We start from the raw sequence: 25,905 nt of genomic DNA on the forward strand, positions 1-25,905 counted from the left end.
TCGGCAACGAAAATGCGCGATGTATCAATATTCCAGGTTAATTTATGAGGATGTTTTTATTCTGCTGGCGAGCATCACAGGCGCTAAAAACGAAGGCCCCTGTGATGCTGGGAATCGCGGGGATAACGCTCAGGCTACTTTTTTTTACGTGAAATCTGAAAGCGATCGCCGGCTCGCGTAAGCTTCGCTCCATTCGTACAGTACTCGATAGCAAAATTAAAAAATTCATCAGAGTCGAGTTCGAAATCCAGTTCGAGTTTAATGGCGTCGCCGGACTGCAGAAGCTGCTTTGCCTGTTCCAGATTACTGGCTTTAACTGTTCCCATCTCTTCACCTCGTTTTAGCGCTGGTGGCGTCCGGGCTTATCCTACAGGCTTTGTTTTACGATCGCGTGACACGGCTTTTCTTATGCTTTCCGCCGTTCGTCCATCGTTACCATCGCTATGCGAATAAGCCGATAGCGATGGTATGGCGTACAATATCAGTCGACGTTATTGAAGTAGTCCCGCGCCGCCGCCTCAACGTTCTTTGCCTCAAGGCCGGTTTTTTCGGTGATTGAGGCAATAAACGGCTTGAACTTCTCCGTCATTACATGCCCTCCGTCCCAATGAGCGACATAAAAGCGGCACTGATAACGATAAAAGTGGAGAGTTTTGTCTCCTAACGTGTAATACATATGAATCTCCGGTTCAGTATGTCGGGTGGACCACAACAGGCTATGAGCAAAGTACGCCTCAACGGATTCTATCCTCCTCCCAATTTGCGGAAATTTCCAGCATGCAGTACAAAACCATCTGTAATACGTACGAGGAAGGCGTCCTGTGCAAACCCGGATGCAAAATTCAGCGCAACTTCAACGCCTTCGCACCAATCTCTGACGGGCGACTTGAAAAACTCGGATGAACTATTGATACTGTATATAAATACAGTATTGTCACGGGTGACTCTAATATGATGTTTTATCAACCGGTTGAATTGCGAAAGATCGTGTCGATTCCGCTGTTTAGCGACCTTGTTTCATGCGGCTTTCCCAGCCCCGCGCAGGATTACATTGAGAAGGGGATAGATCTCAATGAGCTTTGTATCAGCCATCCCGCGGCGACCTATTTTGTCATGGCGACGGGCACGTCAATGGTTGATGCCGGCATTTATGAAGGCACGCTGCTGGTGGTGGACCGTGGCCTGAAAGCGAAACATGGTGATATCATCATCGCCTCCGTCGGCGGCGAGTACACGGTTAAACGCCTCTGTACGCACCCCATCATGCAACTCTTGCCGATGAATCCGGATTTTCCACCCATTGTGCTGCACAACGACGGTGAGGCGCTGGAGATTTTTGGTGTCGTCACTTTCAGCATCAACAGGCTTCGCTGATGTTTGCCCTGGTCGATGTGAATTCATTTTATGCCAGCTGTGAAACGGCCTTTCGCCCTGATTTACGCGGGCGTCCGGTGGTGGTGTTGAGCAACAACGATGGCTGCGTCATCGCCAGGAATCACGAGGCTAAACGGCTGGAGATTCCAATGGGCGCGCCCTATTTCAAAGTGAAATCACAGTTTGAACGCCATCAGGTGGCGGTGTTTAGCAGCAACTATGCCCTTTATGGCGATATGTCCCATCGGGTCATGACGATTCTCGAAGAGCTGGCCCCCGCGGTTCATCAATATTCTATTGATGAAGCGTTCGTGAATTTGGCCGGGATCCATCGTTCTGAGGAGCTTGAGTCATTTGGTCGCCATGTGCGTAGTACATTACTCCAGTGTACCGGTCTGACGGTGGGGGTAGGGATCGGGCCGACGAAAACGCTGGCTAAGCTGGCTAATTATGCGGCCAAAAGGTGGCCAAAGTTCGAGGGCGTGGTCGATCTCTCCTTACCGGTCAGGCAGAGAAAGTTGCTGGAGAAGGTGGTCGTCGGTGAGGTCTGGGGGGTAGGGCGCCGCATTGCGAAAAAGCTCAATGATATGGGGATCAACACGGCGCTTCAGCTGGCCGAGACGCCCGCTTCGCTTATCAGAAAACATTTCAGCGTCGTGATGGAGCGCACCGTGCGGGAACTGAGAGGCGAGCCCTGCCTTGAGCTGGAAGAGTATATGCCGACTAAACAGCAAATTATCTGCTCGCGTTCATTCAGTCAGAAGGTGAGTGAATACGGGGCGATGCGTGAAGCGGTGTGCAGCCATGCGGTCCGCGCCGCCGAGAAGCTGCGCGCGGAGCATCAGTACTGCCGCTATATTTCCGTTTTTGTGAAGACCAGCCCGTTTGCGGGTAATGAAGTCTATTACGGCAATGATGCCGGCACGAAAATCCACATCCCGACCCAGGATAGCCGGGATATCATCGCGGCGGCGCTAAAATGCCTGGATACCATCTGGCGAGAGGGATACCGATATCAAAAGTGCGGCGTGATGCTGGGCGATTTCTTTAGCCAGGGGGTGGCGCAGTTAGGCCTGTTTGACGACTATCGGCCGCGCGCGAATAGTGAACAGCTGATGACGGTTCTTGATTCTGTTAATCGACGTGAAAAAGGCCGGCTCTGGTTTGCCGGGCAGGGGATAGAGCGCAGCTGGGAGATGAAGCGGCAGATGCTGTCGCCAGCCTACACCACCCGGCTCAGCGATTTGCTGCGGGTGAAACTGTAGGCTGGCATTAAAGGGGGGCGACTATCCCTCAGACATATTGCGCAGCGCTTATTGCAGACCCGCCAGTTCATCTGCGGTCAGCGCGAGAGTTTGCGTTGTACCGCTCTCGGCGGATTGCACAGCCGCTTCCAGCACCGCCATCACGGCGAGCGCCTCTAATGGCGATACCGGATTGTTGATTTTGCCGGTCAGCGCGTCGCGGACGTGAATATAGTACTGGCGCTGATCGCCTCGTGGCGCGCTGATTTCACTGGCGCGCAGGTCCGCGTCAAACACCACCAGGCTATCGTCGTCCGCGCCCCAGCTTTCGCTGCCCGGAATCACGCCCGCCAGCAGCTGGCTCTCCTGCTGGTCTGCGCGTTGTTTGACGGCGCTGCCTTTATCGCCATGGACGGTAAAGCGCGATACGCCACCTGCGACCAGCATGCTGCAGTGCAGAATCACATTGTGCTGCGGATAGTTCAGCACCACGTGCGCCCAGTCATTGATCTCCGCGCCTTCACGCAGAGTGGCGATGTTCCCCTGCACCGACTGCGGCAGGCCGAACAGCTGCAGCGCCTGGTCGATCAGATGCGGGCCTAAATCAAACCACAGGCCGCTGCCCGGTACGTTCTGCTCCCGCCAGCGGACGCGTACTTCCGGGCGGAAGCGGTCAAAATGGGATTCAAAATGTTTAACTTTTCCGATGAGCTCCTGTTCGATAACCTGCTTCACGGCCAGATAATCGCTGTCCCAGCGGCGGTTATGGAACACTGACAGCACCCGCTGTTTCTCTTCCGCGAGCGCAATCAGTTCGCGGGCTTCCTGCATATCAAGGGTAAACGGTTTGTCGACAACGACGTGCTTGCCGGCGTTTAAGGCCAGACGGGCAAGCGGAGCGTGGGTGGCGTTAGGAGAGGCGATAACCACCAGATCGACATCCGGATGCTGAATGGCCTCTTCAGGCGATGCGATGACGGTGACATTCGGCAGGTCGCGTTTCACTTTATCTTCATCGCGCGAGGCGACAATCGCCAGATTCAAGCCGTTGACGGACTGGATCAGCGGAGCATGAAAAGTTTTGCCGACGAATCCGTAGCCAATCAGGGCAATATTAATATTCTTACCGTTAGTCATAAGCATCTCCGCGTTCTTAAGCATCAGCGATAGTGAGTTGTATTGAGCCGTTATCCTTCAGTTCTTCCCATGGACGATCAAGAAAGAGCTGATGGATGTCGGCGAGTCCGGCAACCAGCCAGGGCTCGCAGTGATTGAGTTTCATATGATCGGCCACCAGCCAATGTTCCGCGCTGGCCGCCAGCATGGCGCGCTTAACTTCAGCGTCCGCCTCCTGGCTGGCGCTGAGGCCGAGATCGGCATGGAGCGCGCAGGCGCCGAGAATAGCGATATCCGCCCGATAGCGTTCCAGTAGCGAAACCGTAGCGCTACCGGCAAAAAGGCGCTGCTGCATATCCCATTTCCCCCCCAGCAAAATAAGCTGAATATCCGCACGCGCGCTGAAGTGCTGGGCGATATCCAAAGAGGTGGTGATCACCGTCATCGGGCCCTGTATCTGAGCGGCGACGGCCAGCACGGTACTCCCCGCGTCAAGGAACAGCGTGGATCCGCCGGGGATTTTCTCCGCCACCATTTTACCTAAGCGCTGCTTGATATCCGGTAGCAGCGTATTCCTGTTCTGGCGATTCATGATGGAGAGATTGAGCGCGATAGCGCCGCCGTGGTTTTTCTGGGCCAGCCCCTGTTTCTCGAGGTCGCTGAGATCGCGGCGCAGCGTATCTGCAGAAACCTGCAGGTTATCGACCAGCTCACTGATAGTGACCTGGCCTTTTTCGCTAAGAATATCAATTAGATATTTCTGTCTGGCCGTTTTGTGCATAATCTAAACCCGCAAAATGCTGCAATAAATCGCATAATACAGCATTTTACCGAAAAAGGAATGCGCCGAACGTGATGCCCCACAGAGGTGACGTTTTGTTGAATGCTTACGCAGGATAGTTTGTCACTCTCCCATTTTTCCGCCGGGGAGTCCTCCCCTCTGGCAGCCAATAACCTCTGAGAAGATCAACAATGCAAGTTATGAATAGTCTAAAATTATACCGAAAAATAACTTGAGTTAATGAGTGTATTTAGATGAGAATTCACTTCAGCCGTAATAGCGTTGGTTTTTACGATGCTTGATTGTAAGCCGGCCGGCCTGGCTGGCGACGCTCCGGCGAGCGTAAATATAATCCATGTGAATGGTATAAGGTTTTTTGCAATATCCTTTTTTAGTCAAGATGAGGGATATTAATCCACAGCGGGGCGGGGAGGTTTTAATTAGCCCGTGTGATTTGCTGCGCCAGAACGCTATTTCTACTTAAATTTCGTGGGGCGCCAGTTCTCAGGTCGAAAAATAATGTTTATTTATATCGTGTTTTGTAAAACGACGATAGCGGTACTTTGCGTATCGTTAGCTGTCTGGATAATACTTGATTTACTATCTTCAGCAGGCTAAGCCAATGTTGAATATCGTCATTAAAAATAACAATCAGTTTTTTAATTTAGGATTTCACTTTATATTACAGAGCATCTTCCCGGAGTACTCAATATCTACGCAATGTGCTGCATCGCTTAATGAACGGATCGTGCAGGATGCTGATGTGGTCGTGCTGGATTTATGCCGCGGAGCTGAATTCGTATGTCATCCGGAGTTGTTAAATCGGAAACCGGGATTGCTGATTGGCCTGGTTGCCAGGCAAAATCAACGGGGGAGAGGCGCTTTGCCGCTCTGCCTGGAAGAGATCGTCTTTGTTGGGCGCGATGAGAAAATCTCTCAGGTTATGGCGAAAATTAAACTCTCATGGATTCTGGTTCCACCGTCAGCGGAACAAAAATCGGTGTTACGATGCGAGCGTTGCCCGCAGAGAAGGCTATCTCCACAGCAGCGAATCATCGCGGCGGCAATCTACCAGGGGCTAACGGTGAACGCGATTGCCCGAGAACTTTCGCTTTGCAATAAAACGGTTTTTGCACATAAACGTCTGATTATGTCTAAATTTCATCTACGCAACGACTTAGACCTGCTGCTATTTCTGCGCTATCTGAATAGCGCCAAAGGCCACAGTTAAACTTGCAAAGCAGCAATATCGCTCTATTCTTATTTTGCTTATTAAAATGGAGGAAAAAAGTATGTGTACCCATTTGCATGACAACGCTCGTCAATACGCAGAAGAGAAAAAGTGAACGGCTCCTGCTAGCCTGCCTTCCCGTCAGCCCAGCGTCTGGCGGAGAGTGATAATGCAGGTTAGACACAGTATTGCAAAGTACATCCACAACCCGCCGCCGGCGGGTTCTTTTTTTCAGACTCCTCGCTTTTCGCCAGTGAATTCAGCAGCATGCCCTGATTAGCTCTTGCGTAACCGTCGCGTAAGGCTAGACTACGGAAATGTGCATGAGTTAACGGAGGTCCAGTGGACGCCATTAAGGGATCGGAACTGAACGTGCCGGATGCCGTTTTTGCATGGGTGTTCGACGGGCAGGGCGGCGTAAAGCCGTTGGTCGATAGAGACACCATTGATAAAGAGCATCCTTGCTGGCTGCATCTCAACTATACCCATGTTGATAGCGCGGAATGGCTGGCATCAACGCCGCTGCTGCCCAATAACGTGCGCGATGCGCTGGCCGGCGAGAGCACTCGCCCGCGTGTGACGAGGATTGGCGATGGGGCTTTAATCACGCTGCGCTGTATTAACGGCAGTACCGATGAGCGCCCGGACCAACTGGTCGCGATGCGTCTTTATATGGACGAGCGTTTGATTGTCTCCACCCGGCAGCGCAAAGTCCTGGCGCTGGATGATGTGCTCGGCGATTTGCGTGAGGGAAACGGCCCGGTTGACGGCGGCGGCTGGCTGGTGGATGTTTGCGATGCGCTAACCGATCACGCCAGCGAGTTTATCGAGCAGCTTCACGACCGGATTATCGATCTGGAAGATGATTTGTTGGATCAGCAGGTCCCGCCGCGCGGTTTCCTCGCGTTACTACGTAAACAGCTTATCGTCATGCGCCGCTATATGGCGCCGCAGCGTGATGTGTATGCAAGGCTTGCCAGCGAGCGTCTGCCGTGGATGACGGACGACCATCGGCGACGGATGCAGGATATTGCCGAACGTCTGGGACGAGGTCTGGATGAGATTGATAGCTGCATCGCCCGCACGGCGATCATGAGCGATGAAATCGCGCAAATTATGCAGGAGTCGCTATCGCGTAGAACTTATACGATGTCGCTGATGGCAATGGTTTTTCTACCCAGCACTTTTTTAACCGGACTCTTTGGCGTCAACCTCGGCGGCATTCCCGGCAATAGCTGGCATATGGGTTTTTCTATTTTCTGCATAATGTTAGTCGTTCTCATTGGGGGTGTTACATGGTGGTTGCATCGTAGTAAATGGTTGTAAAGAATCGTCTTTTGGCGCGGTGATGATGATGAAAACCCGGCAATGTTTGAGCGAAATCAATAAACCGTCTACCCATTCAGGGCAATATCTCTCTCGCAGGTGAATGCAACGTCAAGCGATGGGCGTTGCGCTCCATATTGTCTTACTTCCTTTTTTGAATTACTGCATAGCACAATTGATTCGTACGACGCCGACTTTAATGAGTCGGCTTTTTTTTGCGCTCTGTTTCTCAGCTTCTACGCTTAACTGGTGTACCCGTCCATAACCGGGAGTCAATATGCGTATTCATTCGCTGAACTCAATCCCCATTCCGCCGGAACCCAACGATCCTGTACCGGTCCACGATCCTAAACCCCGCCCGCGCCCGTTACCCGACCCACCGCCTGACGATGAGCCGATTAAATTGTCGCATCGGGAGCGGAGATCTGCGACGATACGCGCCAGCAGATTGTCCGCCCCTAAATGTAATGCGAGAAATAATTGTGACCGCTTTTTCAACTCTGAATGTTTTGCCCGCCGCCCAGCTCACTAACCTGAATGAACTGGGGTATCTTTCGATGACCCCGGTTCAGGCGGCGGCTTTGCCGGCTATTCTTGCGGGTAAAGATGTCCGCGTGCAGGCAAAAACCGGCAGCGGTAAAACGGCGGCATTCGGCCTCGGATTGCTCCAGCACGTTGACGCTTCTCTGTTCCAGACGCAGTCGCTGGTGCTGTGTCCGACCCGCGAACTGGCGGATCAGGTCGCTGGTGAGCTGCGTCGTCTGGCGCGCTTTCTGGCGAATATTAAAATTTTGACCCTCTGCGGCGGCCAGCCTTTCGGCGCCCAGCGCGACTCGCTACAGCATGCGCCGCATATTATCGTCGCCACGCCGGGGCGTTTGCTCGATCACCTGCAAAAGGGCACCGTGTCGTTGGACGCGCTACAAACGCTGGTGATGGACGAAGCGGACCGCATGCTGGATATGGGGTTTAGCGACGCCATTGATGAAGTGATCCGCTTTGCGCCGGCTTCGCGCCAGACGCTGTTGTTTTCCGCTACCTGGCCGGAAGCGATCGCGGCGATTAGCGGCCGTGTGCAGAACAACCCGCAGACCATTGAAATTGATGCCGTTGATGCGTTGCCAGCTATTGAGCAGCAGTTTTTTGAAACTTCGCAACACGGAAAAATCACGCTGTTGCAAAAGCTGCTGAGCCAGCATCAGCCCGCTTCCTGTGTGGTGTTCTGCAATACCAAAAAGGATTGTCAGACTGTCTGCGATTCGCTAAACGCCGCTGGCCAGAGCGCTCTGTCGCTGCACGGCGATCTTGAACAGCGCGACCGCGACCAGACGCTGGTACGCTTTGCTAACGGGAGCTCGCGCGTGCTGGTAGCGACCGACGTTGCCGCCCGCGGGTTAGATATCAAGTCGCTCGAGCTAGTGGTGAACTACGAGCTGGCCTGGGACCCGGAGGTTCACGTGCACCGCATTGGTCGTACCGCTCGCGCGGGCGAAAGCGGTCTGGCGATTAGCCTCTGCGCGCCGGAAGAGGCGCAGCGCGCGAATATTCTTGCCGAAATGTTGCAAACAAAGCTCAACTGGATGAACGGGCCGGCAAATAGCACTATTGTGCCGCTGCAGGCAGAGATGGCCACGCTGTGCATTGATGGCGGAAAAAAAGCGAAGATGCGCGCGGGCGATGTACTGGGGGCGTTGACCGGTGATATCGGCCTTGATGGCGCGGACATCGGCAAGATCGCCGTTCATCCGGCGCATGTCTACGTTGCCGTGCGCCAGGGCGTAGCGCATAAAGCGTTTAAGCAGCTGCAAAACGGGAAGATTAAAGGTAAGACCTGCCGGGTTCGTTTGCTGAAATAAGCGCGAAAAAGGCGTCTCAGGCGCGCGCCTGAGACGCAAAGACGTTATTTTACTTCCACCACATTCAGGCGCAGTTCATCCAACTGCGCGTCATCCTCTTCCGGCTGCCAGCCGGCCGGCTGCATCGGGATCTCTTCGCGATCGAACGCCAGGTCGCCGCCGTCAATCACCGCAGAACCGTGATGAATGCCCTTAAAATCGAACAGGTTAACGTCGCTAAGATGGGAAGGCACCACGTTCTGCATCGCGCTAAACATCGTTTCGATGCGCCCTGGATAGCGTTTGTCCCAGTCGCGTAGCATATCGGCAATCACCTGGCGCTGGAGGTTGGGCTGCGAACCGCACAGATTACACGGAATAATCGGAAAACCTTTCGCCTGGGAGAAACGCTCAATATCTTTTTCCCGGCAGTAGGCCAGCGGGCGAATCACGATATGTTTACCGTCGTCGCTCATCAACTTCGGCGGCATACCTTTCATCTTCCCGCCGTAGAACATGTTCAGGAACAGGGTCTGCAGGATATCGTCGCGGTGGTGGCCCAGGGCGATTTTGGTCGCGCCCAGCTCTGAAGCGGTGCGGTAAAGAATGCCGCGGCGCAGACGTGAGCAGAGCGAGCAGGTGGTTTTACCTTCCGGAATTTTTTCTTTAACAATGCCGTAGGTATTTTCTTCAACAATCTTGTATTCAACGCCCAGCTGCTCAAGATATTCCGGCAGGATATGTTCGGGGAAGCCCGGCTGTTTTTGATCGAGGTTGACCGCCACGAGGGAGAAGGAAATTGGCGCGCTTTTCTGCAAGTTGCGCAAAATCTCCAGCATGGTGTAGCTGTCTTTACCGCCGGAGAGGCAAACCATGATGCGGTCGCCTTCTTCAATCATATTAAAATCGGCAATGGCCTCGCCGACGTTACGGCGCAGGCGCTTCTGCAATTTGTCGATATTGTATTTTTCTTTCTTGCTAATTTCTTGATTCTGCAGCATTTAATAATGGCTCAATTCATAGTGTGGCATCAGAAGCGCACGCGTTCTGCCAGCATGATTATGGCATTCTGCTGGTGCGTAGCATGTGGCGTGTATGGTACGGATTAGCGAAGGGAATGTCAGCACATTTAAGGCTAAATAAGCCCGGCGGGATAAAAGACAAAAAAGCCCGCACAGCGGCGGGCAGAGTCGGTTTACCGCACGACCAGCACCGAACATTCCGCATGGCGGACAACGGCGGCGGCGTTAGAGCCCAGCAGGTAGGTGGTGATATCGGGACGGTGCGAAGAGATAATCACCAGGTCCGCGGGAAGAGACTTCGCCATAGCAAGGATTTTATCTTTCGGCGAGCCCTCTGAAACGTGAAAATGGATACGGTCTTCGGGGATATTAAACTTTTTCACAATCTCTTTGAGCCGCGATTCCGATTCGGCTTTGAGGTCATCCATCGCCGGCAGCTCTGCGGTGTAGGCCATTCCCAGCGAAGCGTAATAGGGAAGGGAGGGAATGACGGTCAGGAAATGCACCTCGGCATCATCGATTCTGGCTTCAGCTTCAACATGCTTGATAACACGATCGGTTAATTCTGTATCAGAAATATCGATGGGCACAAGAATCATTCTGTTCATAAAACCTCCTGTTTAAGTAACCACTTAAAGTGTAGGTCATCCAGGCGATTATTGTACATTGCGCGCAATCACACTTTGGCCATCAGGCGCAGCGGCGTTCGGTAAATTTTCCTTTAATGACGCCATCGTAAAAACGACCTTTAGAAACCACCAGGAGAAAGTCGCGGAAAATGCGCGGCGGGACACCGATATACTGCAGCGTTTGGTTATCGCGAAAACGGATTTCAAGAATGCCGGCGGACTCATCATAGGCGACGGAGGTGATTCGGGATGAGGTTACGGGGTGATGTTGCATGGCGGGCGTCCTCTACGGCTGCGGCAATTCCAGGTAGCAATATATCATTTAACGGACGATTATTTTAAGGTAATCGATATATTGTTTTGCTTTGAATGCCGGCGATGGCAGGGAGGGGAAGAGAAAGCCCGCCGTTGCCAGCGGGCCCGGACATTAGAACTGGTAAACCAGGCCTAATGCGACGACGTCATCCGTAGAGATGCCGTTGTTAGAATAGAAGCTATCGTCTTCATCCAGCAGGTTGATTTTGTAATCAACGTAGGTAGACATATTACGGTTGAAGTAATAAGTCGCGCCAATGTCAGCATATTTAACCAGATCTTTGTCGCCATCGGTTTTGCTCAAATCTTTACCTTTAGACATCAGGAAAGAAACCGCCGGACGCAGACCAAAGTCGAACTGATACTGCGCAGTCACTTCGAAGTTCTGGGTTTTATTGGCAACGCCGTTACCGTCGCCGTAAGGCGTCATGTTGCGGGTTTCGGAATACATGGTCGCCAGATAGATGTTGTTGGCATCATATTTCAGGCCGGTGGTCCACGCTTCCGCTTTGTCACCGCCTGCGGTGGTCCGGGTCATCTGATCATTGGTACGGTCAGAAGAGGTGTATGCGGCAGCTGCGCTGATGCCCATACCGAAATCATAAGAAGTTGACAGACCAAAACCGTCGCCGTTGGCGTTACGTACGCTGCGATCGCCGTTGTTGGTGCCTTCACCGCTGCCGGCGTTTTCATTTTTACCCTGATACTGCAGGGCGAAGTTCAGGCCGTTAACCAGACCGAAGAAGTCATTGTTACGGTAGGTTGCAACGCCGTTAGCGCGGCCCGTCATAAAGTTATCGGCTTGGGAGTAGGAGTCGCCACCGAATTCTGGCAGCATATCGGTCCAGCCTTCTACGTCGTACAGTACGCCGTAGTTACGGCCATAGTCGAATGAACCGTAGTTAGCGAATTTCAGACCCGCAAACGCCAGACGGGTCCAGGACTGGTTGTCGGCGCCTTCGGTGTTGTTCGCCTGAACGTTATATTCCCACTGACCGTAGCCGGTCAGCTGATCGTTAATCTGAGTTTCGCCTTTGAAGCCAAGACGGACGTAGGATTGATCGCCATCTTTAGATGAATCATCGGAGAAATAATGCAGACCGTCTACCTTGCCATAGAGGTCCAGTTTATTTCCGTCTTTATTATAAATCTCAGCAGAGTGAGCAGCGCCAGCAGCTAATAATGCCGGGATAACGAGGGCCAGTACTTTTCTTTTCATTTAGACAATCCTTTAACGGTTTTTGTTTTAGCTTCCTCCTGGGAAGTGAACTCATGCTAAAGGAGCAAATAGAGATATGGTAAGTATCAATTGTTACGATATAAGTAAAATCTAAAATAAATAATTCAGATGAAATGATGATAATTATAATGAATGATTTGGCAGAAAATATACAAAATAAAAATTATACATGACGATTTTAATATCGTATTATCTGCTCGTTATATGCCTTTTATTGTCATTCAAGAATTTATATTGCCCTCGTTCCTGAGAATGGTTTTTGTTGAGCGGTAAAGCGACAAGCCCGAATGAATATTCGGGCTTTTTTTATGCGCGGATAAAAAATGGCAGCGAATTAGCTTTCGCTGGTGGGTTTTTCCGCCTTACCGGCCAACTGCGCCAGGAAGTCATAGCGTTTTTGTAGATCCGCGGTCGCATCTTTCCACAACTGTTCCGCAACTTCCGGCTGCTGCGCGTTCAGGCGACGGAAACGCTGTTCGTTCAGGAGCGTTTCGGCCAGCGCGTCTGACGGCGGACGGGAGTCCAGCGCCAGCGGAAGTTTACCTTCATCGGCACGACGCGGGTCAAAGCGATACAGCGGCCAGAATCCGGTCGCGGTCAGCTGACGCATCTGATCGTGGCTTAACGCGAGATCGTAACCGTGTTCTTCGCAAGGACTGTAGGCAATAATCAGCGATGGTCCCGGATACGCTTCCGCTTCCTGAATCGCTTTTACCGTTTGGTTGAGCTGCGCGCCAAGGGAAATTTGCGCCACATAAACATGACCGTACATCATCATGCTGACCCCAAGGTCTTTACGCGCTTTACGCTTGCCGTGCTCGCCAAATTTAGTCACCGCACCCAGCGGGGTAGCCTTCGATGCCTGGCCGCCGGTGTTGGAATAACATTGGGTATCGAGCACCAGAATATTGACGTTTTCGGTCAAGCTCAGCACGTGGTCGAGACCGCCAAAGCCGATATCGTAGGCCCAGCCGTCGCCGCCGATTAGCCAGATAGATTTCTCGACCAGTGCGTCGGCGTCGGTTAACAGTTCCTTCGCTCCTTCTTCATTTGCCAGCACCTTGCGCAGTTCGTCCACCTGTTCGCGGCGTACCTCAGGCGTGGCCTCCGCGTGCAGCGCCTCGTTAAGCTCAGGCGGGAGTTTATCGACGAACTGCGATAGCAGACGCATTACGCGCTGACGATGCTGGTCGACGGTAAGGCGGAAGCCGAGGCCAAATTCGGCATTATCCTCGAATAGCGAGTTGGCCCACGCCGGCCCGCGGCCGTTGGCATCGGTGGTGTACGGCGTGGAAGGGAGGTTGCCGCCGTAAATCGATGAACAGCCGGTGGCGTTGGCAATCAGCATCCGGTCGCCGTAGAGCTGAGTCAGCAGCTTGATATACGGCGTTTCGCCGCAGCCGGAGCAGGCGCCGGAGTATTCAAACAGCGGACTGATCAGCTGCGAAGTGCGGATATCGATACGTTCCAGCTTGCTGCGGTCCATTTCCGGCAGATTGAGGAAGTAGTCATAATTGACTTTCTCCTCTTCAACATGTTCAAGGCGCGACATCATATTGATGGCCTTGATTTCCGGGTTCTGCCGATCTTTTGCCGGACAAACCTCGACGCACAGATTACAGCCGGTGCAATCTTCAGGCGCGACCTGCAGAACGTATTTCTGGCCGCGCATATCGCGGGATTTGACGTCCAGGGAGTGCAGACTGGACGGGGCATTTTCCATCGCCTCCGGGGTGACCACTTTCGCGCGGATTGCCGAGTGCGGGCAGGCGGCCACGCAGTGGTTGCACTGGGTACAAAGCTCTTCCTTCCAGATAGGGATCTCTTCGGCGATATTACGTTTTTCCCAGCGGGTGGTGCCCATCGGCCAGGTACCATCCGGCGGCAGGGCGGAGACCGGCAGCGCATCGCCGAGCCCGGCCAGCATGGCGGCGGTCACGGTTTTGACGAAATCCGGCGCGGCGTCGGAGACGACCGGCGGGCGATTCGGGCTGTTGGCATCGACCTGCTGCAGCGGCACTTCCGCCAGCGACTCGCGGGCCAGGGCCAGCGCCTGCCAGTTGCGTTCGACCAGTTCCTGACCTTTGCTGCTGTAGCTTTTCGCAATCGCGCCCTGCAGTTCCGCCAGCGCGCTATCACCCGGCAGGATCTGCGTCAGATGGAAAAACGCCATCTGCATAACGGTGTTGATGCGCGCGCCGAGGCTGCACTCGCGGGCGATTTTGGCCGCGTTAACGATATAAAACCGCGCTTTTTTCTGATTCAGCGTGGCCTGGACTTCCTGCGGCAGGCGCGACCAGACTTCCTCGGCGCTGTATGGGGTATTGAGCAGGAAAATACCGCCCGGCTTAAGACGCTCAACCATCTGATACTTGTCGATAAACTGCAGCTGGTGACAGCCAACGAAATCGGCCTGCGAAATCAGATAGGAAGAACGAATCGGCTTCTCGCTGACGCGCAAATGGGAAACCGTCAGGCCGCCAGCTTTTTTCGAATCATAGACGAAATAGCCTTGCGAGAACCACGGCGTCGAGTTACCGATAATCTTGATATTGTTTTTGGTGGCCGAGACGCTGCCGTCGCTGCCGAGCCCGTAAAACAGGGCTTCCAGCTTCGCCTCCGACGGCAGGGTATTTTCTACCAGCGGCAGGGAAAGGTTGGTGACGTCATCGTAGATGCCGACGGTAAAGCGTGGTTTGGGTTTGGCGGCGCTCAGTTCGTTGAAAATCGCCAGCACGCACTCCGGTCCGAACTCTTTTGATGAGAGACCATAGCGGCCGCCAATGGTACGCGGCAGCGTTTCCCGCTCGCCGCGGTTAAAGGCTTCCGCCAGCGCGGTCATCACGTCGAGATACAGCGGCTCAGCCTGGGCGCCCGGTTCCTTGGTTCGGTCAAGCACCGCAACGGCGCGGGCGCTAACCGGCAGCGCTTCCAGCAGATGGGCAGCGGAGAAGGGGCGATAAAGACGAACTTTCAGTACACCGACTTTTTCACCGCGGCTCAGCAGTTCATCAACCACTTCCTCACAAGTGCCGATTGCGGAGCCCATAATCACGATAACGCGCTCGGCCTGCGGATGTCCGTAGAACTCAAACGGTTTGTACTGACGCCCGGTGGCGACGGCAAAATCGTTCATTGCCGTTTCAACGTGTGCGTAAACCGCATCGTACCACGGGTTAGTCGCTTCACGTGACTGGAAGTAGGTATCCGGATTAGCTGAGGTGCCGCGGATTACCGGATGTTCGGGGTTCAGGGCGCGCTGGCGATGTTCATCGATTTTATCCTGCGGTAGCAGGCTGAGGAGGGTATCGTCCGCCAGCGGGGCGATTTTGTTGATTTCGTGAGAAGTGCGGAAACCATCAAAGAAATGAATAAATGGCACCCGGCTTTGCAGGGTGGCGATATGCGAAATTAGCGCAAAATCCTGGGCTTCCTGGACGCTGCTGGCGCAGAGCATCGCGCAGCCGGTCTGGCGCACGGCCATGACGTCCGAGTGATCGCCAAAGATAGAGAGCGCGTGGGTTGCCACGGTGCGGGCGGCGACGTGCAGCACAAACGGCATCAGCTGGCCGGCCAGTTTGTACAGCGTCGGGATCATCAGCAGTAAACCCTGCGATGAAGTAAAAGAGGTCGAAAGGGCACCGGTTTGCAGCGCGCCGTGTACGGCGCCGATTGCCCCGGCTTCCGACTGCATTTCGACGACGCGGGGAACATCGCCCCAGACGTTTTTCAGCCCGTTGCCCGCCCAGGCGTCCGCCTGCTCCGCCATCGTGGAGCTGGGCGTGATCGGGTAGATGGCGATAACTTCACTGGTGCGAAACGCGACTGAAGCAACCGCGCCATTACCGTCGATAGTGATCATATCAATACTCACATTGCTAAATGTTTGATAAAAAATGTTTTTATGCCCATAGATACATTCTGAGCACTCGCTTATCTATTCTGCATTCTGCGCAACCGCTATCGGCGCGATTTCACCGGTAGCGTAAAAGTTCGTTTCTCCCTGCATGGTTACGGGCAGGGGGGACCGGGTTTGCGAATTACTGTCTAAGTATAGACTCCGGAGGAACATGATTTTTTGATCTCCAGTAGCGACAAAATCCATAGTTCAGATAAATTAATTCAACGTATTACATAGGTATCCACGTATGAGCGACACCCTACACCAAAATCAATGGCGTCATTTTTCCATAAGTAGCAGTGTGGCGAATTCCGCCAGTCAAAGGGTCCTGACCGACAATACTGCCTTGATTACCTGTAGGTAATTTATTCGGGTTTTGCTATATTTTAGATACCTGATGGTAAATGGCGTTAGAATCATTGCGATGGATAAATACGAAATCAGACGACAGCGGTTGCTCTATATCCGTGATAATTTATGCGGTGGTAAGGCCGTTGATGTGGCCCGAACTCTTGGACGGGAGCCTTCTTACGTCTCAAGAATGCTCTACCCCGAAGGTAAAAAGCAAAAGAAAAGGATAGCTGACGAGATGGTCGAACTTATTGAATCTTCGTTCAATCTTCCCCGCGGATGGATGGACGGTATCACCGGGAATATTGATATCGAGCGAGAACCGGTAGAGGATTCGCCACAGATGCCATATGTCATTGAGGTTCTGGATGCCCAGGCCAGCGCAGGGCCGGGCTGCATTGTCTCCAGTGAGGTTGATGAAACGGTCAGCAGTATCACCTATGACTCTGCCGGCGCGCTGCGGCTTTTTGGTAACAGGCCCGCAGAGCATATCAAGGTGATCACCGTATCCGGAGATAGCATGTCCGGCACCATTGAGACCGGTGACTACATTTTTGTCGATGTCTCGAAAGACTACTTTGAAGGCGATGGCATTTACGTCTTTTCCTTTAAAGGCGCGGTGCTGGTGAAGCGACTTCAGTTCACGGCGGATGGCCTGCTTGTTCACTCGGATAACAGTAAATATGCAGACTGGACGATTGGCGAGAGCCATGAACAGTATCTGAAGATCATTGGTCGCGTGATTTATAGCCACAGCGTTAAACGCTTCGTTTAAAGGCGCGCATTGCCCCGCAGGTCGCCATTCGTACTGAGTTCAGCCGATAAGTTTTAACCAGGTATGTCGCGTGTAAGCCGGGCATACCTGCGTCATCGCCCCTCCTCCTGTGAGACGCTGTTCATCACAACCCCCTCGGACCTTTTCAGTTTTTTTACGCGGTAGACCACTTTTTTCAAAAAAAATTTCAATGTTTTCAATTCATTAATGTGTTTTTGTCATAAAGTATACCCATGGGTATTTATTTTTAAATAACCCTGAGGTATTCTTTTGTCATCAGCTTGATAGGCAGCACTATCTGGATGATGAAATACAACGATTCATAACTGAATCTACGTGGCTGAAAAGCCAGCGCCATGGCGCAGTGCGCTTTGGGGTAAAGCCATTGGCAAGGATCCGATTGCCAATGGCATTCCGCCAAAGCCCATTAAAGGAGACCGCAATGTCCCGTAAAACCGCGTTTAATGGCTCCGCTGCGGGTAGACGTCGCGCGCAGCGTTCCCACTTACAAAATCCGCAAACGCTCAGTTCCGATCTTATCCACCGGCCCACCCCTTCCCGCGCTCAGATTCAGGCAAAAGGGAAGCACCATACGCCTGAACGTATTGAGGACGCATTGCCGATTAAATTTGTGGCGCAGGATATTTTTTGGCAGCGCGAGGAATATAAACGGCAAATTGAGCGAGCGACCATCATTTATCAGCAAGAATTTGCCCACCAGTATGCGCAGCCAGGAGCCTGGCTCTTCGAGAGGGCAATTTATGCGCTTGGTTTGCAAAAAAGAAAGTAACGGCGAGGTAACACCTTAGTGCCAGGAAAAATGACCCTGCGCTTCGTTATTTACCATCATAACTCATAGTGAAAGAAGGGAGGGTATATGTCCGATCCTGTTTCCGGTACGTCGATAATTGTTGCTGGTGGATTAATGGGCGCTGGTATGTTTGGCCTGGTGACAGGTATTGATTATGGCGTTGTATTTGGCGCGTTTGCTGGCGCGGTATTTTATGTTGCGACGGCGGTTAATATCACACGTTTTAGACTCGCTGCCTATTTTATGACTTCTTTTATCGTCGGTGTTCTGGGTTCCGGGTTAATTGGGACAAAGTTGGCGATCTGGACAGGATATAGTGATAGACCGTTAGACGCGTTAGGCGCCGTACTGATATCCGCGCTGATTATTAAGATACTTACGTTCCTGAATAATCAAGAACTAACCGACCTATATAAAATACTTACCCGCAACAATAGTGGGCGCCCGAATGGGAAATGAACTGCCCGCGCTGCTTAATGCCATTCTCTGCGCTTTGATCACCCTAACCTTTATGTTTTATCGGCGCGCCCGGTACAGGAGGTATCGACCATGGATATCGTATACGGCTTATTTGCTGGTAATCACTTATGCCAGCATACCGTTTCGTTATCTCTTCGGCTTGTATACGTCGACCCACTGGTTGGTGGTTACCGTGAATTTTTTTGTCTTTATTGCCGTGTTCCTGGTGAGGGGGAATATCGCGCATTTAATCGATAAATGAGGAATAAATGACTAAAGATGAGATTTTTAATGCCATTCTGGAAAAGGAGGGCGGTTATGTAAATCATCCTGATGATAAAGGAGGTCCGACAAACTGGGGGATTACTCAAGTCACCGCACGGGCTCATGGTTATGATGGCGATATGCAAAAACTGACGCGCCAACAGGCGCTGGATATTCTCAACGCTGACTACTGGATTGCGCCCCGGTTCGATCATGTTGCTGAAATATCTACCGCGATCGCTGAAAAACTGTGTGATGCCGGGGTCAATATGGGGCCTGTTCTGCCGGGTAAGTGGCTTCAACGCTGGTTAAATGCTTTTAATCATCGTGGGGTACTTTATCCGGATCTTATAACCGATGGTGTTATTGGCCCCAGAACCTTAAATGCCTTGAGCCATTATGTTATTCGAAGAGGCAGTGAAGGGGAGCGTGTATTGCTCCGGGCATTAAACTGTAGCCAGGGGCAGTATTATCTGGAGTTAGCAGAAAAAAGTGAGGTTAATAAATCATTTATATATGGTTGGTTGCGAACACGAGTATCTATGTAGTTTCTATTTTATTAATCTAATCATTTCAGTAATCGAAATCTGGAGAAATTGAATATGTATAAGCCGTGGCGGGCGCCCCGCCTCACACCGGTAACAGTACGCCGGCACCGGTGACCCCTGTACATACTGGCACGGAGGTAAAGCAGGCGGTCCGGTTCAGAATCTGGACTGGAAGGCGGCAATCATTGACCGTGCAGGCATTGATAAGGTGAAACTACATACAGGTCGTTTTGCTGAATCAGATGCCAATAAAGTGATGATTGACAGGCTAGAAAAAATTATAAAAGGTGAGCTCCAGGCTACTGATACCGATAAGAGATACTACACTCATGAGGTCAGAGAACTGGAGCGCTACAAGCTGCTTGGCGTTAAAGATAGCGCTCTGCTGAGGTATGGAATAATACTCATACAGCCACTCTGGAGGACTATAAATTAGGTAATAGAAACTCTTTATATACACCAGAAGCGCTGAAAGCAGCAGAAGAACAAGAGTTGAGGGGTTTCAAGTGATTGATTTTGAACGTATAGTGGCAGAGCAGACGCTCGAGGATATTATTCTCAACTTAACCAGGAATGAGAATGGCTTTGGTTATCCTCAAATGGATCGTTTTTTCAGTCGTTATAAGTTTTCAGTAATAGAAAGTGGGGAGTTTATGAGGACCTTTGAACAGATGCGTCAAAAAGGCGTGGTCGTATGGGGCGAAAAAATGCTTGTCAAAAAAGGTCCCAATTAGCAAGAGCCAAAATTCGTCACTGAAAAGAAATACGGTATTCAATAACTTTCATATTTGAAGAATTGCCAGCACATCCCCTGCTGGCTTTTTTTATGTTTGACTGTGACGAGTCCCTGCCGAGTAGAGCCATTCAACTCTGAAGATTGTCGCTGATAGGAATGAAAGTGATTTGGATGCTCACCAGTGAGTCAAAGAAGCTAAGATTGAACGCACAGGAAATAATCTTGCAGAACAAAGAACTACCTATTTAACTGTCGGGAAACTATCGCCTCACCATGATGCTTCTCAGTTGTACAGAGATTAATGTGCTCATGCTGAGAGGCTTCTGACGCCAAAAAATTTGCTAATAAATGTTAACACAACGCATAAATACGTACTTCGCCTCTCGACGCGGCGCGCTGAGCTGCCTATTATCCTTAGGCTTGTCCATTTTAAGATGTATCTGAGGGGAGAGAAGATGCGAGCTGCGTTTTTAGTGGGATGTGCTGCGCTGTTACTGTCGGCGTGTAGTAGCAATGATGAACCTGTTCAGCAGGCAACGGCGGCGCACGTATCGCCGGGAATGCGCGCTGCGATGAGCAGCTCCGGCCAGGCAAACTGCGCCATGGTTGGCGGCTCGTTATCGGTGGCCCGCCAGCTTGATGGCTCCGCTATCGGCATGTGCGCATTGCCGAACGGCAAGCGCTGCAGCGAGCAGGCGCTGGCAGGCGGAAGCTGCGGTAACTATTAATTCATCAGGTCGGCGAGCTTATACACCAGCGTCTGGTCGGCGGTCGCCAGCGTTAGCTGCGTTTCCGTCAGGTCGACCTGCGCGCCTTCGCGCAGCATTTTGCTCAGCGTGGCGTCCAGGGCGTTAAGCTGCGAGTCTGTGCAGAGCATGCGGGTCATTGCCAGCTCTTCAACCTTCAGCTCGCCGTCAGAGACTTTGCCCGTGCCGCTGAAGCGGTTGCACATATTACCTGAAACAGACATCTTGCCCGTAATGGGCATCTTTTCGCCGAAGCTCAGCTCCTGCGGCTTATCCGCGGCATTCAGCGGCTGCCCGTTAACGCTGGTCAGCACAAAACGGTGGTGCTGAAGCTGTTCCGCTCTGGTCGACACCTTGCTGTTATAAACGCAGCCCGATAGCAACATTCCCACCGCCAGCAGCGCAGCATACTTGTTCATTTAATCTCCATAAATATTTATCGTATTAATAAATGAAGGGATTGTAACTTTATCGCAGGCAATTTCTGTGGGGATTATCTGAATGTGCCCCCCGCGAAGGGGGAGCACAAAAGGGCAAGGAAAATCAGACCAGTGCGTTAGGACAGGTTTCGCCTGCATCCACTTGACGCAGGTTGTCGAGGGTGGTTTGCGAAATGCTGATCAACGCTTCCGCGGTCAGAAACGCCTGGTGACCGGTAAACAGGACGTTATGGCAGGCGGAGAGACGGCGGAACACATCATCCTGAATCACGTCATTAGACTTATCTTCAAAGAACAGGTCGCGTTCGTTCTCATACACGTCCATCCCCAGCGCGCCAATTTTCTGATGCTTCAGGGCGTCGATCGCTGCCTGCGAATCGATGAGCGCGCCGCGGCTGGTGTTGATGATCATCACCCCGTCTTTCATGCGATCGAACGCGGCATGGTTCAGCAAATGGTAGTTTTCATCGGTCAGTGGGCAGTGCAGTGAGATAACATCGGACTCCCGGTACAGGGTTTCAAGATCGACATACTCCACGCCCATATCCAGCGCGGCGGCGCTTGGGTAGGGATCAAACGCCAGCAGACGCATACCGAAACCTTTAAGAATGCGCAGCGCGGCGACGCCGATTTTACCGGTGCCGATAACGCCGGCGGTTTTACCGTGCATGGTGAAACCGGTCAGCCCTTCCAGAGAGAAGTTCGCGTCGCGGGTGCGCTGATAGGCACGGTGAATGCGGCGGTTCAGCGACATCATCATGCCGATCGCGTGCTCAGCGACCGCCTCCGGCGAGTAGGCCGGGACGCGCACCACCCGCAGGCCCAGCTCTTTGGCGGCATCGAGGTCAACGTTGTTGAACCCCGCGCAGCGCAGCGCGATGTACTTCACGCCGTGGGCTTTTAGTTCTTCAAGTACCGGGCGGCTACCGTCATCGTTTACGAAGATACACACCGCTTCACAGCCGTTGGCGGTTTTGGCGGTTTTTTCGGTTAGCAGGAAGTCAAAAAACTCCAGTTCAAAGCCATATGCATCATTAACATGCTGCAGATACTTCTTGTCGTACTGTTTTGTACTATACACAGCGATTTTCATAAGACTTTTCTCCAGTGATAATACCGTCACGGTAGCATAATTAAAATAATCTTACAAATGTTAAAAACTAGTTTAATCAGCAGGTTATAGTAATAATTCTAGAGCATATCGCGGTGTTAAGAAATCTCTTTAAAAGACAATACCTTTCATCAAAAGCTGAGGCTTAACGCGCCTGGCGCCAGCAGGATCAGCGGCCAGAGCAGCCCGGAGCTGACGTTGGCGAGCTGAAACTGCCAGATAGAGGTGCCGCTGGCGCCGGTTACCAGCGGCACGGTGGCGCGAAGCGGAGAGAGAAAGCGGCTAAAAAAGACTGCCCACGCGCCGTGGCGGCGCAGGAACAACTGGCCGCGAGCGAGGCGTTCGGCATTAAGCCAGCGGATACGATGCAGATGGTACCGGTAGCGGTAGCCCGTCAGCCACGAGAGCCAGAATCCGCCGATAGCGCCGAGGCTGGCGCTCATCCACATTAACAGGAAATGTCCCGGGCTGGCCGATGCCAGGGTGCCGAACAGCAGTAGCCCGGAGGTGCCCGGGATCAGCAGCGAGATGACGGCGCAGGATTTAGCGAACGTCATCAGGAAAACCATCAGCAATACCAATGAATAGCGGCTCTGAGCGTATTCCATCAGCGAGATAATTAAGTCCACAGCACAATCCGTTTACGTTCGCAGGTGTAGACCAGTGTCGCAGGCGAAAACTAAACCCTGGTTAAATAGCTGGCTGGTGAATCACAGGGCGACGACTACGCTTAAACGGGATGGAAACTTTAACTCACAGGTCGAACGTGCCACAATAACGGCCTCTCGGCTTTTACTTATTTCGAATCAGGATATTAGCTGCCCATGAAGGGTAAATATAAAGCCGCCATCGCGCTATTATTAGCCCTCGTGCTGCTACCGCTGGCTTTGCTATTAACGCTCACCCACTGGGTGCCTACGCTGGCAGGCATTTGGCTACCTGCGGGAACCCGAATCTCACTCAATGAAAGCCCGCGGCTGACGCGCTCGTCGCTGCGTATTCCGGATCTGCGCTATCTGGTCGGCGACTGCGAAATCGCGCGCGTCGCCAATGCCTCGCTCTCGCGTCCCAGCCGCTGGCGTTTACATATCGGCGAGCTGGATATAAACAGCGCCTGCCTGAACAAGCTCCCGGAAAGCGAAGCCGCGCCGGGGGCGCCGAAAACCCTCGCCGAATGGCAATCAATGCTCCCTTATAGCTGGCTGACGATTGACAATCTGCGCCTGTCGCCGTGGGATAAATGGCAGGGGCGGCTGGTGATGTCGCTCACGCCGCAGCAGCAGGATATCGGCTATGCCGGGAAAGAGGTTACCCTCCAGGCGCGACTGCGCGGTCAGGCGCTGACGGTCAGCGACTTCTCCGCGCGTCTGGTGGAAGACCAGGCGCCGGTGAAGCTGGTGGGCGAGTTTCAGATGCCGCTGGTGCCGGACGGTTTGCCGGTCGATGGCCACTTGTTCAGCACCTTTGAATTTCCACAAACTCCCGGTCTGGTCGATGCCGAGCTGGAGTGGCAGAAGAACCGCGGGCAACTGCTGGTCACGCCGCGCGGTGAGGTGGAGCCGATGCTTGACCTGCCGTGGGAAATCACCCCGGATCGTATTACCATCAGCGATGGCCGCTGGCACACCGAATACGCGGGCAACGCGTTGAGCGGCCGCGTCGCGCTTTCGCTGGGCAACTGGCAGCAGGGCACCGAGCAGATGCAGGTCAGCGGGCGTCTTAACGTGCTCACTCAGGGGCAGGCCGGGAAGGGCAACGCCGTGCTGAATATCGGCCCCGGCAAGCTGAGTATGGACAGCAGCGACATGCCGCTACAGCTGACCGGCGAGGCTAAGCTCGGCGATCTGATTTTTTACGCCAAACTGCCCGCGCAGCTGAGTGGACCGCTTACCGCGCCGGTGCTCAACTTTCACCCCGGCGCGCTGCTGCGTTCGCGCGGGCGGGTCATCGATTCGTTGAATATTGATGAAATCCGCTGGCCGCTGGCGGGCGTCAAAGTGACGCAGCAGGGCGTTGATGGCCGCCTGCAGGCTATTTTACGCGCCCATGAACAGGAAATGGGCGATTTTACCCTGCATCTTGACGGTCAGGCCGACAACTTTATGCCCGACCGCGGCCGCTGGCAGTGGCGCTACTGGGGCGAGGGTCATTTCACCCCAATGCAGGCGCGCTGGGATGTGAAAGGCGCGGGCGAATGGGCCGACAGCGCCATCATGCTCAACAGCCTGTCGACCGGGTTCGATAAACTGCAGTACGGTTCCATGCTGGTAAGCGCGCCGCGTCTGACCCTGGAAAAACCGATCCGCTGGCTGCGCGATGGGCAGCATCCCAAACTGACCGGCGCGCTGTCGCTGGATGCCGGGAAAACCACCTTCAGCGGCGGCAGCGAACTGCCGCCGTCGACGCTGAAATTTAATATCGACGGTCGCGATCCGACCTGGTTCCAGTTCAACGGCTCCCTGCATGCGCAAAAAATTGGCCCCGTGCGCGTTACCGGGCGCTGGGACGGAGAACGTCTGCGCGGCGAAGCGTGGTGGCCAAAACAGTCGCTGACCGTTTTCCAGCCGCTGTTGCCGCCGGAGTGGAAGATGACCCTGCGTGAGGGAACGCTTTACGCGCAGGTGGCATTCTCCGCCGCAGCCGGGCAGGGCTTCGAGGCGGGAGGTCACGGGGTGCTCAAGGGCGGCAGCGCCTGGATGCCGGATAACCAGATCAACGGCGTCGATTTTGTGCTGCCGTTCCGTTTTAGCGACGGCACCTGGCAGCTTGGCACCCGCCATCCGGTATCGTTGCGCATTGGCGAAGTCGTCAACCAGTTCACCGCGCGCAATCTGACGGCAGATCTTCAGGGGGCCTGGCCCTGGAGTGAAGACGCGCCTTTACAGTTGAGTAACGTCAGCGTCGATATTCTCGGCGGCAAGCTGACCATGCAGCAACTGAGGATGCCGCAGCACGACCCGGCGCTGCTGCGTCTGCAAAATATCTCCAGCAGCGAATTAGTGAGTGCGATTAAAGTGAAGCAGTTCGCCGTCTCCGGCCCGTTTAACGGTGCGCTGCCTCTGTGGCTGGATAACAAAAAATGGATTATCAAAGACGGCTGGTTCAGCAATCCGGGGCCGATGACGATGCGCCTCGATAAAGACACCGCGGACGCGTTGGTGGCCGACAACGTCTCCGCCGGGGCGGCCATTAACTGGCTGCGATATATGGAGGTAGCCAGATCGTGGACGCGGATCAACCTCGATAACCTTGGCGTACTGACGCTGAAGGCAACGATTAGCGGCACCAGCCGGGTAGAAGGCAAAAGCAATACGGTGCACTTAAACTACTCCCATGAAGAGAATATTTTTGACCTGTGGCGCAGCTTGCGTTTCGGCGACAATCTGCAGGCGTGGCTGGAGCAGAACGCCAGGCTGCCCGCGCCGCGCTGTCAGGACAGTCATACCTGTAAGGAACAACAATAATGATCAAACTATTCGCCGCCTTTCTGGCCACCGCGCTGCTGGCGGGCTGTACGCCGCGTATTGAAATCGCGGCATCGAAAGAGCCGATCACCATCAATATGAATGTCAAAATTGAGCATGAAATTCATATTAAGCTGGATAAGGACGTTGAGAATCTGCTCAAATCGCGTAGCGATCTGTTCTGAG

Annotated in this window: 26 protein-coding genes and 1 pseudogene; 15 read left to right on the plus strand and 12 right to left on the minus strand. The window is 53.2% G+C overall.

All coding sequences use genetic code 11. From position 1 onward, the window contains the following. Window positions 1-134: 134 nt before the first annotated feature. A complete protein-coding gene (locus IYV58_RS12095; protein WP_004121110.1) occupies window positions 135-326 on the minus strand; it encodes a hypothetical protein in 192 nt (63 codons plus the stop codon). A gap of 155 nt (window positions 327-481) precedes the next feature. Continuing rightward, window positions 482-676 (minus strand): hypothetical protein, encoded by a 195-nt coding sequence (locus tag IYV58_RS12100; protein ID WP_004121108.1) that lies wholly within the window; start codon window positions 674-676, stop codon window positions 482-484. A 275-nt stretch (window positions 677-951) separates the two neighbouring features. Here IYV58_RS12100 and umuD point away from each other — a divergent pair, with 275 nt between their 5' ends. Both umuD and umuC read left to right on the plus strand, forming a co-directional pair. Then, entirely contained in the window at window positions 952-1,374 is a 423-nt protein-coding gene (umuD, locus tag IYV58_RS12105) for a translesion error-prone DNA polymerase V autoproteolytic subunit (RefSeq protein WP_004121104.1), read from the plus strand. Beyond that, window positions 1,374-2,639: a translesion error-prone DNA polymerase V subunit UmuC gene (gene umuC / locus IYV58_RS12110; RefSeq protein ID WP_112165248.1), complete on the plus strand. Its 1,266-nt coding sequence runs from the start codon at window positions 1,374-1,376 to the stop codon at window positions 2,637-2,639. The genes umuD and umuC overlap by 1 nt, the downstream gene beginning before the upstream one ends. A gap of 48 nt (window positions 2,640-2,687) precedes the next feature. On the opposite strand, the gene IYV58_RS12115 is transcribed toward umuC, so the two are convergent. Both IYV58_RS12115 and IYV58_RS12120 read right to left on the minus strand, forming a co-directional pair. Continuing rightward, window positions 2,688-3,779: an oxidoreductase gene (locus tag IYV58_RS12115; RefSeq protein WP_195729638.1), complete on the minus strand. Its 1,092-nt coding sequence runs from the start codon at window positions 3,777-3,779 to the stop codon at window positions 2,688-2,690. Further along, the gene (locus tag IYV58_RS12120) at window positions 3,772-4,515 is read right to left on the minus strand and encodes a DeoR/GlpR family DNA-binding transcription regulator (protein WP_004121098.1); all 744 of its coding nucleotides are present in this window, start codon (window positions 4,513-4,515) and stop codon (window positions 3,772-3,774) included. The genes IYV58_RS12115 and IYV58_RS12120 overlap by 8 nt, the downstream gene beginning before the upstream one ends. A 622-nt stretch (window positions 4,516-5,137) precedes the next feature. Here IYV58_RS12120 and IYV58_RS12125 point away from each other — a divergent pair. From IYV58_RS12125 to dbpA, 4 genes and pseudogenes are all read left to right on the plus strand, one after another. Next, a complete protein-coding gene (locus IYV58_RS12125; RefSeq protein ID WP_195729639.1) occupies window positions 5,138-5,746 on the plus strand; it encodes a helix-turn-helix transcriptional regulator in 609 nt (202 codons plus the stop codon). A 342-nt stretch (window positions 5,747-6,088) separates the two neighbouring features. After that, window positions 6,089-7,072: a zinc transporter ZntB gene (gene zntB / locus IYV58_RS12130; RefSeq protein WP_142446472.1), complete on the plus strand. Its 984-nt coding sequence runs from the start codon at window positions 6,089-6,091 to the stop codon at window positions 7,070-7,072. Window positions 7,073-7,349: 277 nt separating this feature from the next. Then, window positions 7,350-7,514 (plus strand): annotated as a pseudogene (locus tag IYV58_RS28515) (hypothetical protein); the annotation flags it as partial. 40 nt (window positions 7,515-7,554) lie between these two features. Further along, entirely contained in the window at window positions 7,555-8,928 is a 1,374-nt protein-coding gene (gene dbpA, locus IYV58_RS12135; RefSeq protein ID WP_087829559.1) for an ATP-dependent RNA helicase DbpA, read from the plus strand. A gap of 44 nt (window positions 8,929-8,972) precedes the next feature. On the opposite strand, the gene ttcA is transcribed toward dbpA, so the two are convergent. The 5 genes from ttcA to nifJ form a co-directional block, all read right to left on the minus strand. After that, a complete protein-coding gene (ttcA, locus tag IYV58_RS12140) occupies window positions 8,973-9,908 on the minus strand; it encodes a tRNA 2-thiocytidine(32) synthetase TtcA (RefSeq protein ID WP_004121091.1) in 936 nt (311 codons plus the stop codon). Between the two features lie 194 nt (window positions 9,909-10,102). Beyond that, the gene (gene uspF / locus IYV58_RS12145) at window positions 10,103-10,537 is read right to left on the minus strand and encodes a universal stress protein UspF (RefSeq protein WP_004121089.1); all 435 of its coding nucleotides are present in this window, start codon (window positions 10,535-10,537) and stop codon (window positions 10,103-10,105) included. Between the two features lie 82 nt (window positions 10,538-10,619). Continuing rightward, window positions 10,620-10,832: a KTSC domain-containing protein gene (locus IYV58_RS12150; RefSeq protein WP_004121086.1), complete on the minus strand. Its 213-nt coding sequence runs from the start codon at window positions 10,830-10,832 to the stop codon at window positions 10,620-10,622. Between the two features lie 153 nt (window positions 10,833-10,985). Next, window positions 10,986-12,092, minus strand: coding sequence for a porin OmpC (ompC, locus tag IYV58_RS12155; protein ID WP_004121085.1), 1,107 nt, complete (start codon window positions 12,090-12,092; stop codon window positions 10,986-10,988). 355 nt (window positions 12,093-12,447) lie between these two features. Continuing rightward, window positions 12,448-15,975 (minus strand): pyruvate:ferredoxin (flavodoxin) oxidoreductase, encoded by a 3,528-nt coding sequence (gene nifJ / locus IYV58_RS12160; RefSeq protein WP_004121083.1) that lies wholly within the window; start codon window positions 15,973-15,975, stop codon window positions 12,448-12,450. Window positions 15,976-16,438: 463 nt separating this feature from the next. Here nifJ and IYV58_RS12165 point away from each other — a divergent pair, with 463 nt between their 5' ends. From IYV58_RS12165 to IYV58_RS12195, 7 genes are all read left to right on the plus strand, one after another. Further along, the gene (locus IYV58_RS12165; RefSeq protein ID WP_049090298.1) at window positions 16,439-17,140 is read left to right on the plus strand and encodes a S24 family peptidase; all 702 of its coding nucleotides are present in this window, start codon (window positions 16,439-16,441) and stop codon (window positions 17,138-17,140) included. A gap of 442 nt (window positions 17,141-17,582) precedes the next feature. After that, window positions 17,583-17,930, plus strand: coding sequence for an antitermination protein (locus tag IYV58_RS12170; RefSeq protein ID WP_195729640.1), 348 nt, complete (start codon window positions 17,583-17,585; stop codon window positions 17,928-17,930). Window positions 17,931-18,017: 87 nt separating this feature from the next. After that, window positions 18,018-18,410 (plus strand): phage holin family protein, encoded by a 393-nt coding sequence (locus IYV58_RS12175; RefSeq protein ID WP_004121076.1) that lies wholly within the window; start codon window positions 18,018-18,020, stop codon window positions 18,408-18,410. Continuing rightward, window positions 18,400-18,672: a phage holin family protein gene (locus IYV58_RS12180; RefSeq protein WP_195729641.1), complete on the plus strand. Its 273-nt coding sequence runs from the start codon at window positions 18,400-18,402 to the stop codon at window positions 18,670-18,672. The genes IYV58_RS12175 and IYV58_RS12180 overlap by 11 nt, the downstream gene beginning before the upstream one ends. A 7-nt stretch (window positions 18,673-18,679) precedes the next feature. After that, window positions 18,680-19,222, plus strand: a complete 543-nt coding sequence (locus IYV58_RS12185) for a glycoside hydrolase family 108 protein (protein WP_004121074.1) — start codon at window positions 18,680-18,682, stop codon at window positions 19,220-19,222. Window positions 19,223-19,728: 506 nt separating this feature from the next. Beyond that, a complete protein-coding gene (locus tag IYV58_RS12190) occupies window positions 19,729-19,956 on the plus strand; it encodes a hypothetical protein (protein WP_004121072.1) in 228 nt (75 codons plus the stop codon). A gap of 457 nt (window positions 19,957-20,413) precedes the next feature. Beyond that, window positions 20,414-20,686, plus strand: coding sequence for a putative hemolysin (locus IYV58_RS12195; RefSeq protein ID WP_004101621.1), 273 nt, complete (start codon window positions 20,414-20,416; stop codon window positions 20,684-20,686). Here IYV58_RS12195 and hslJ read toward each other — a convergent pair. The 3 genes from hslJ to IYV58_RS12210 form a co-directional block, all read right to left on the minus strand. After that, window positions 20,683-21,123: a heat shock protein HslJ gene (gene hslJ / locus IYV58_RS12200; RefSeq protein WP_004121070.1), complete on the minus strand. Its 441-nt coding sequence runs from the start codon at window positions 21,121-21,123 to the stop codon at window positions 20,683-20,685. The two genes, IYV58_RS12195 and hslJ, sit on opposite strands and share 4 nt — an antisense overlap. 124 nt (window positions 21,124-21,247) lie before the next feature. After that, on the minus strand, window positions 21,248-22,237 hold the full coding sequence (locus tag IYV58_RS12205; protein ID WP_004112629.1) for a 2-hydroxyacid dehydrogenase: 990 nt from the start codon (window positions 22,235-22,237) through the stop codon (window positions 21,248-21,250). Between the two features lie 149 nt (window positions 22,238-22,386). Further along, on the minus strand, window positions 22,387-22,884 hold the full coding sequence (locus IYV58_RS12210; RefSeq protein WP_195729642.1) for a DedA family protein: 498 nt from the start codon (window positions 22,882-22,884) through the stop codon (window positions 22,387-22,389). Window positions 22,885-23,079: 195 nt separating this feature from the next. On the opposite strand from IYV58_RS12210, the gene IYV58_RS12215 reads away from it, so the two are divergent. Continuing rightward, complete coding sequence (locus IYV58_RS12215; RefSeq protein ID WP_087829542.1) at window positions 23,080-25,719, plus strand: YdbH family protein; 2,640 nt, start codon at window positions 23,080-23,082, stop codon at window positions 25,717-25,719. Next, window positions 25,719-25,904, plus strand: coding sequence for a YnbE family lipoprotein (locus IYV58_RS12220; protein ID WP_004121063.1), 186 nt, complete (start codon window positions 25,719-25,721; stop codon window positions 25,902-25,904). The genes IYV58_RS12215 and IYV58_RS12220 overlap by 1 nt, the downstream gene beginning before the upstream one ends. Window position 25,905 lies beyond the last annotated feature (1 nt).

The organism is Klebsiella sp. BDA134-6, assembly GCF_015601345.1.
Taxonomy (GTDB): Bacteria; Pseudomonadota; Gammaproteobacteria; order Enterobacterales; family Enterobacteriaceae; genus Klebsiella; species Klebsiella grimontii.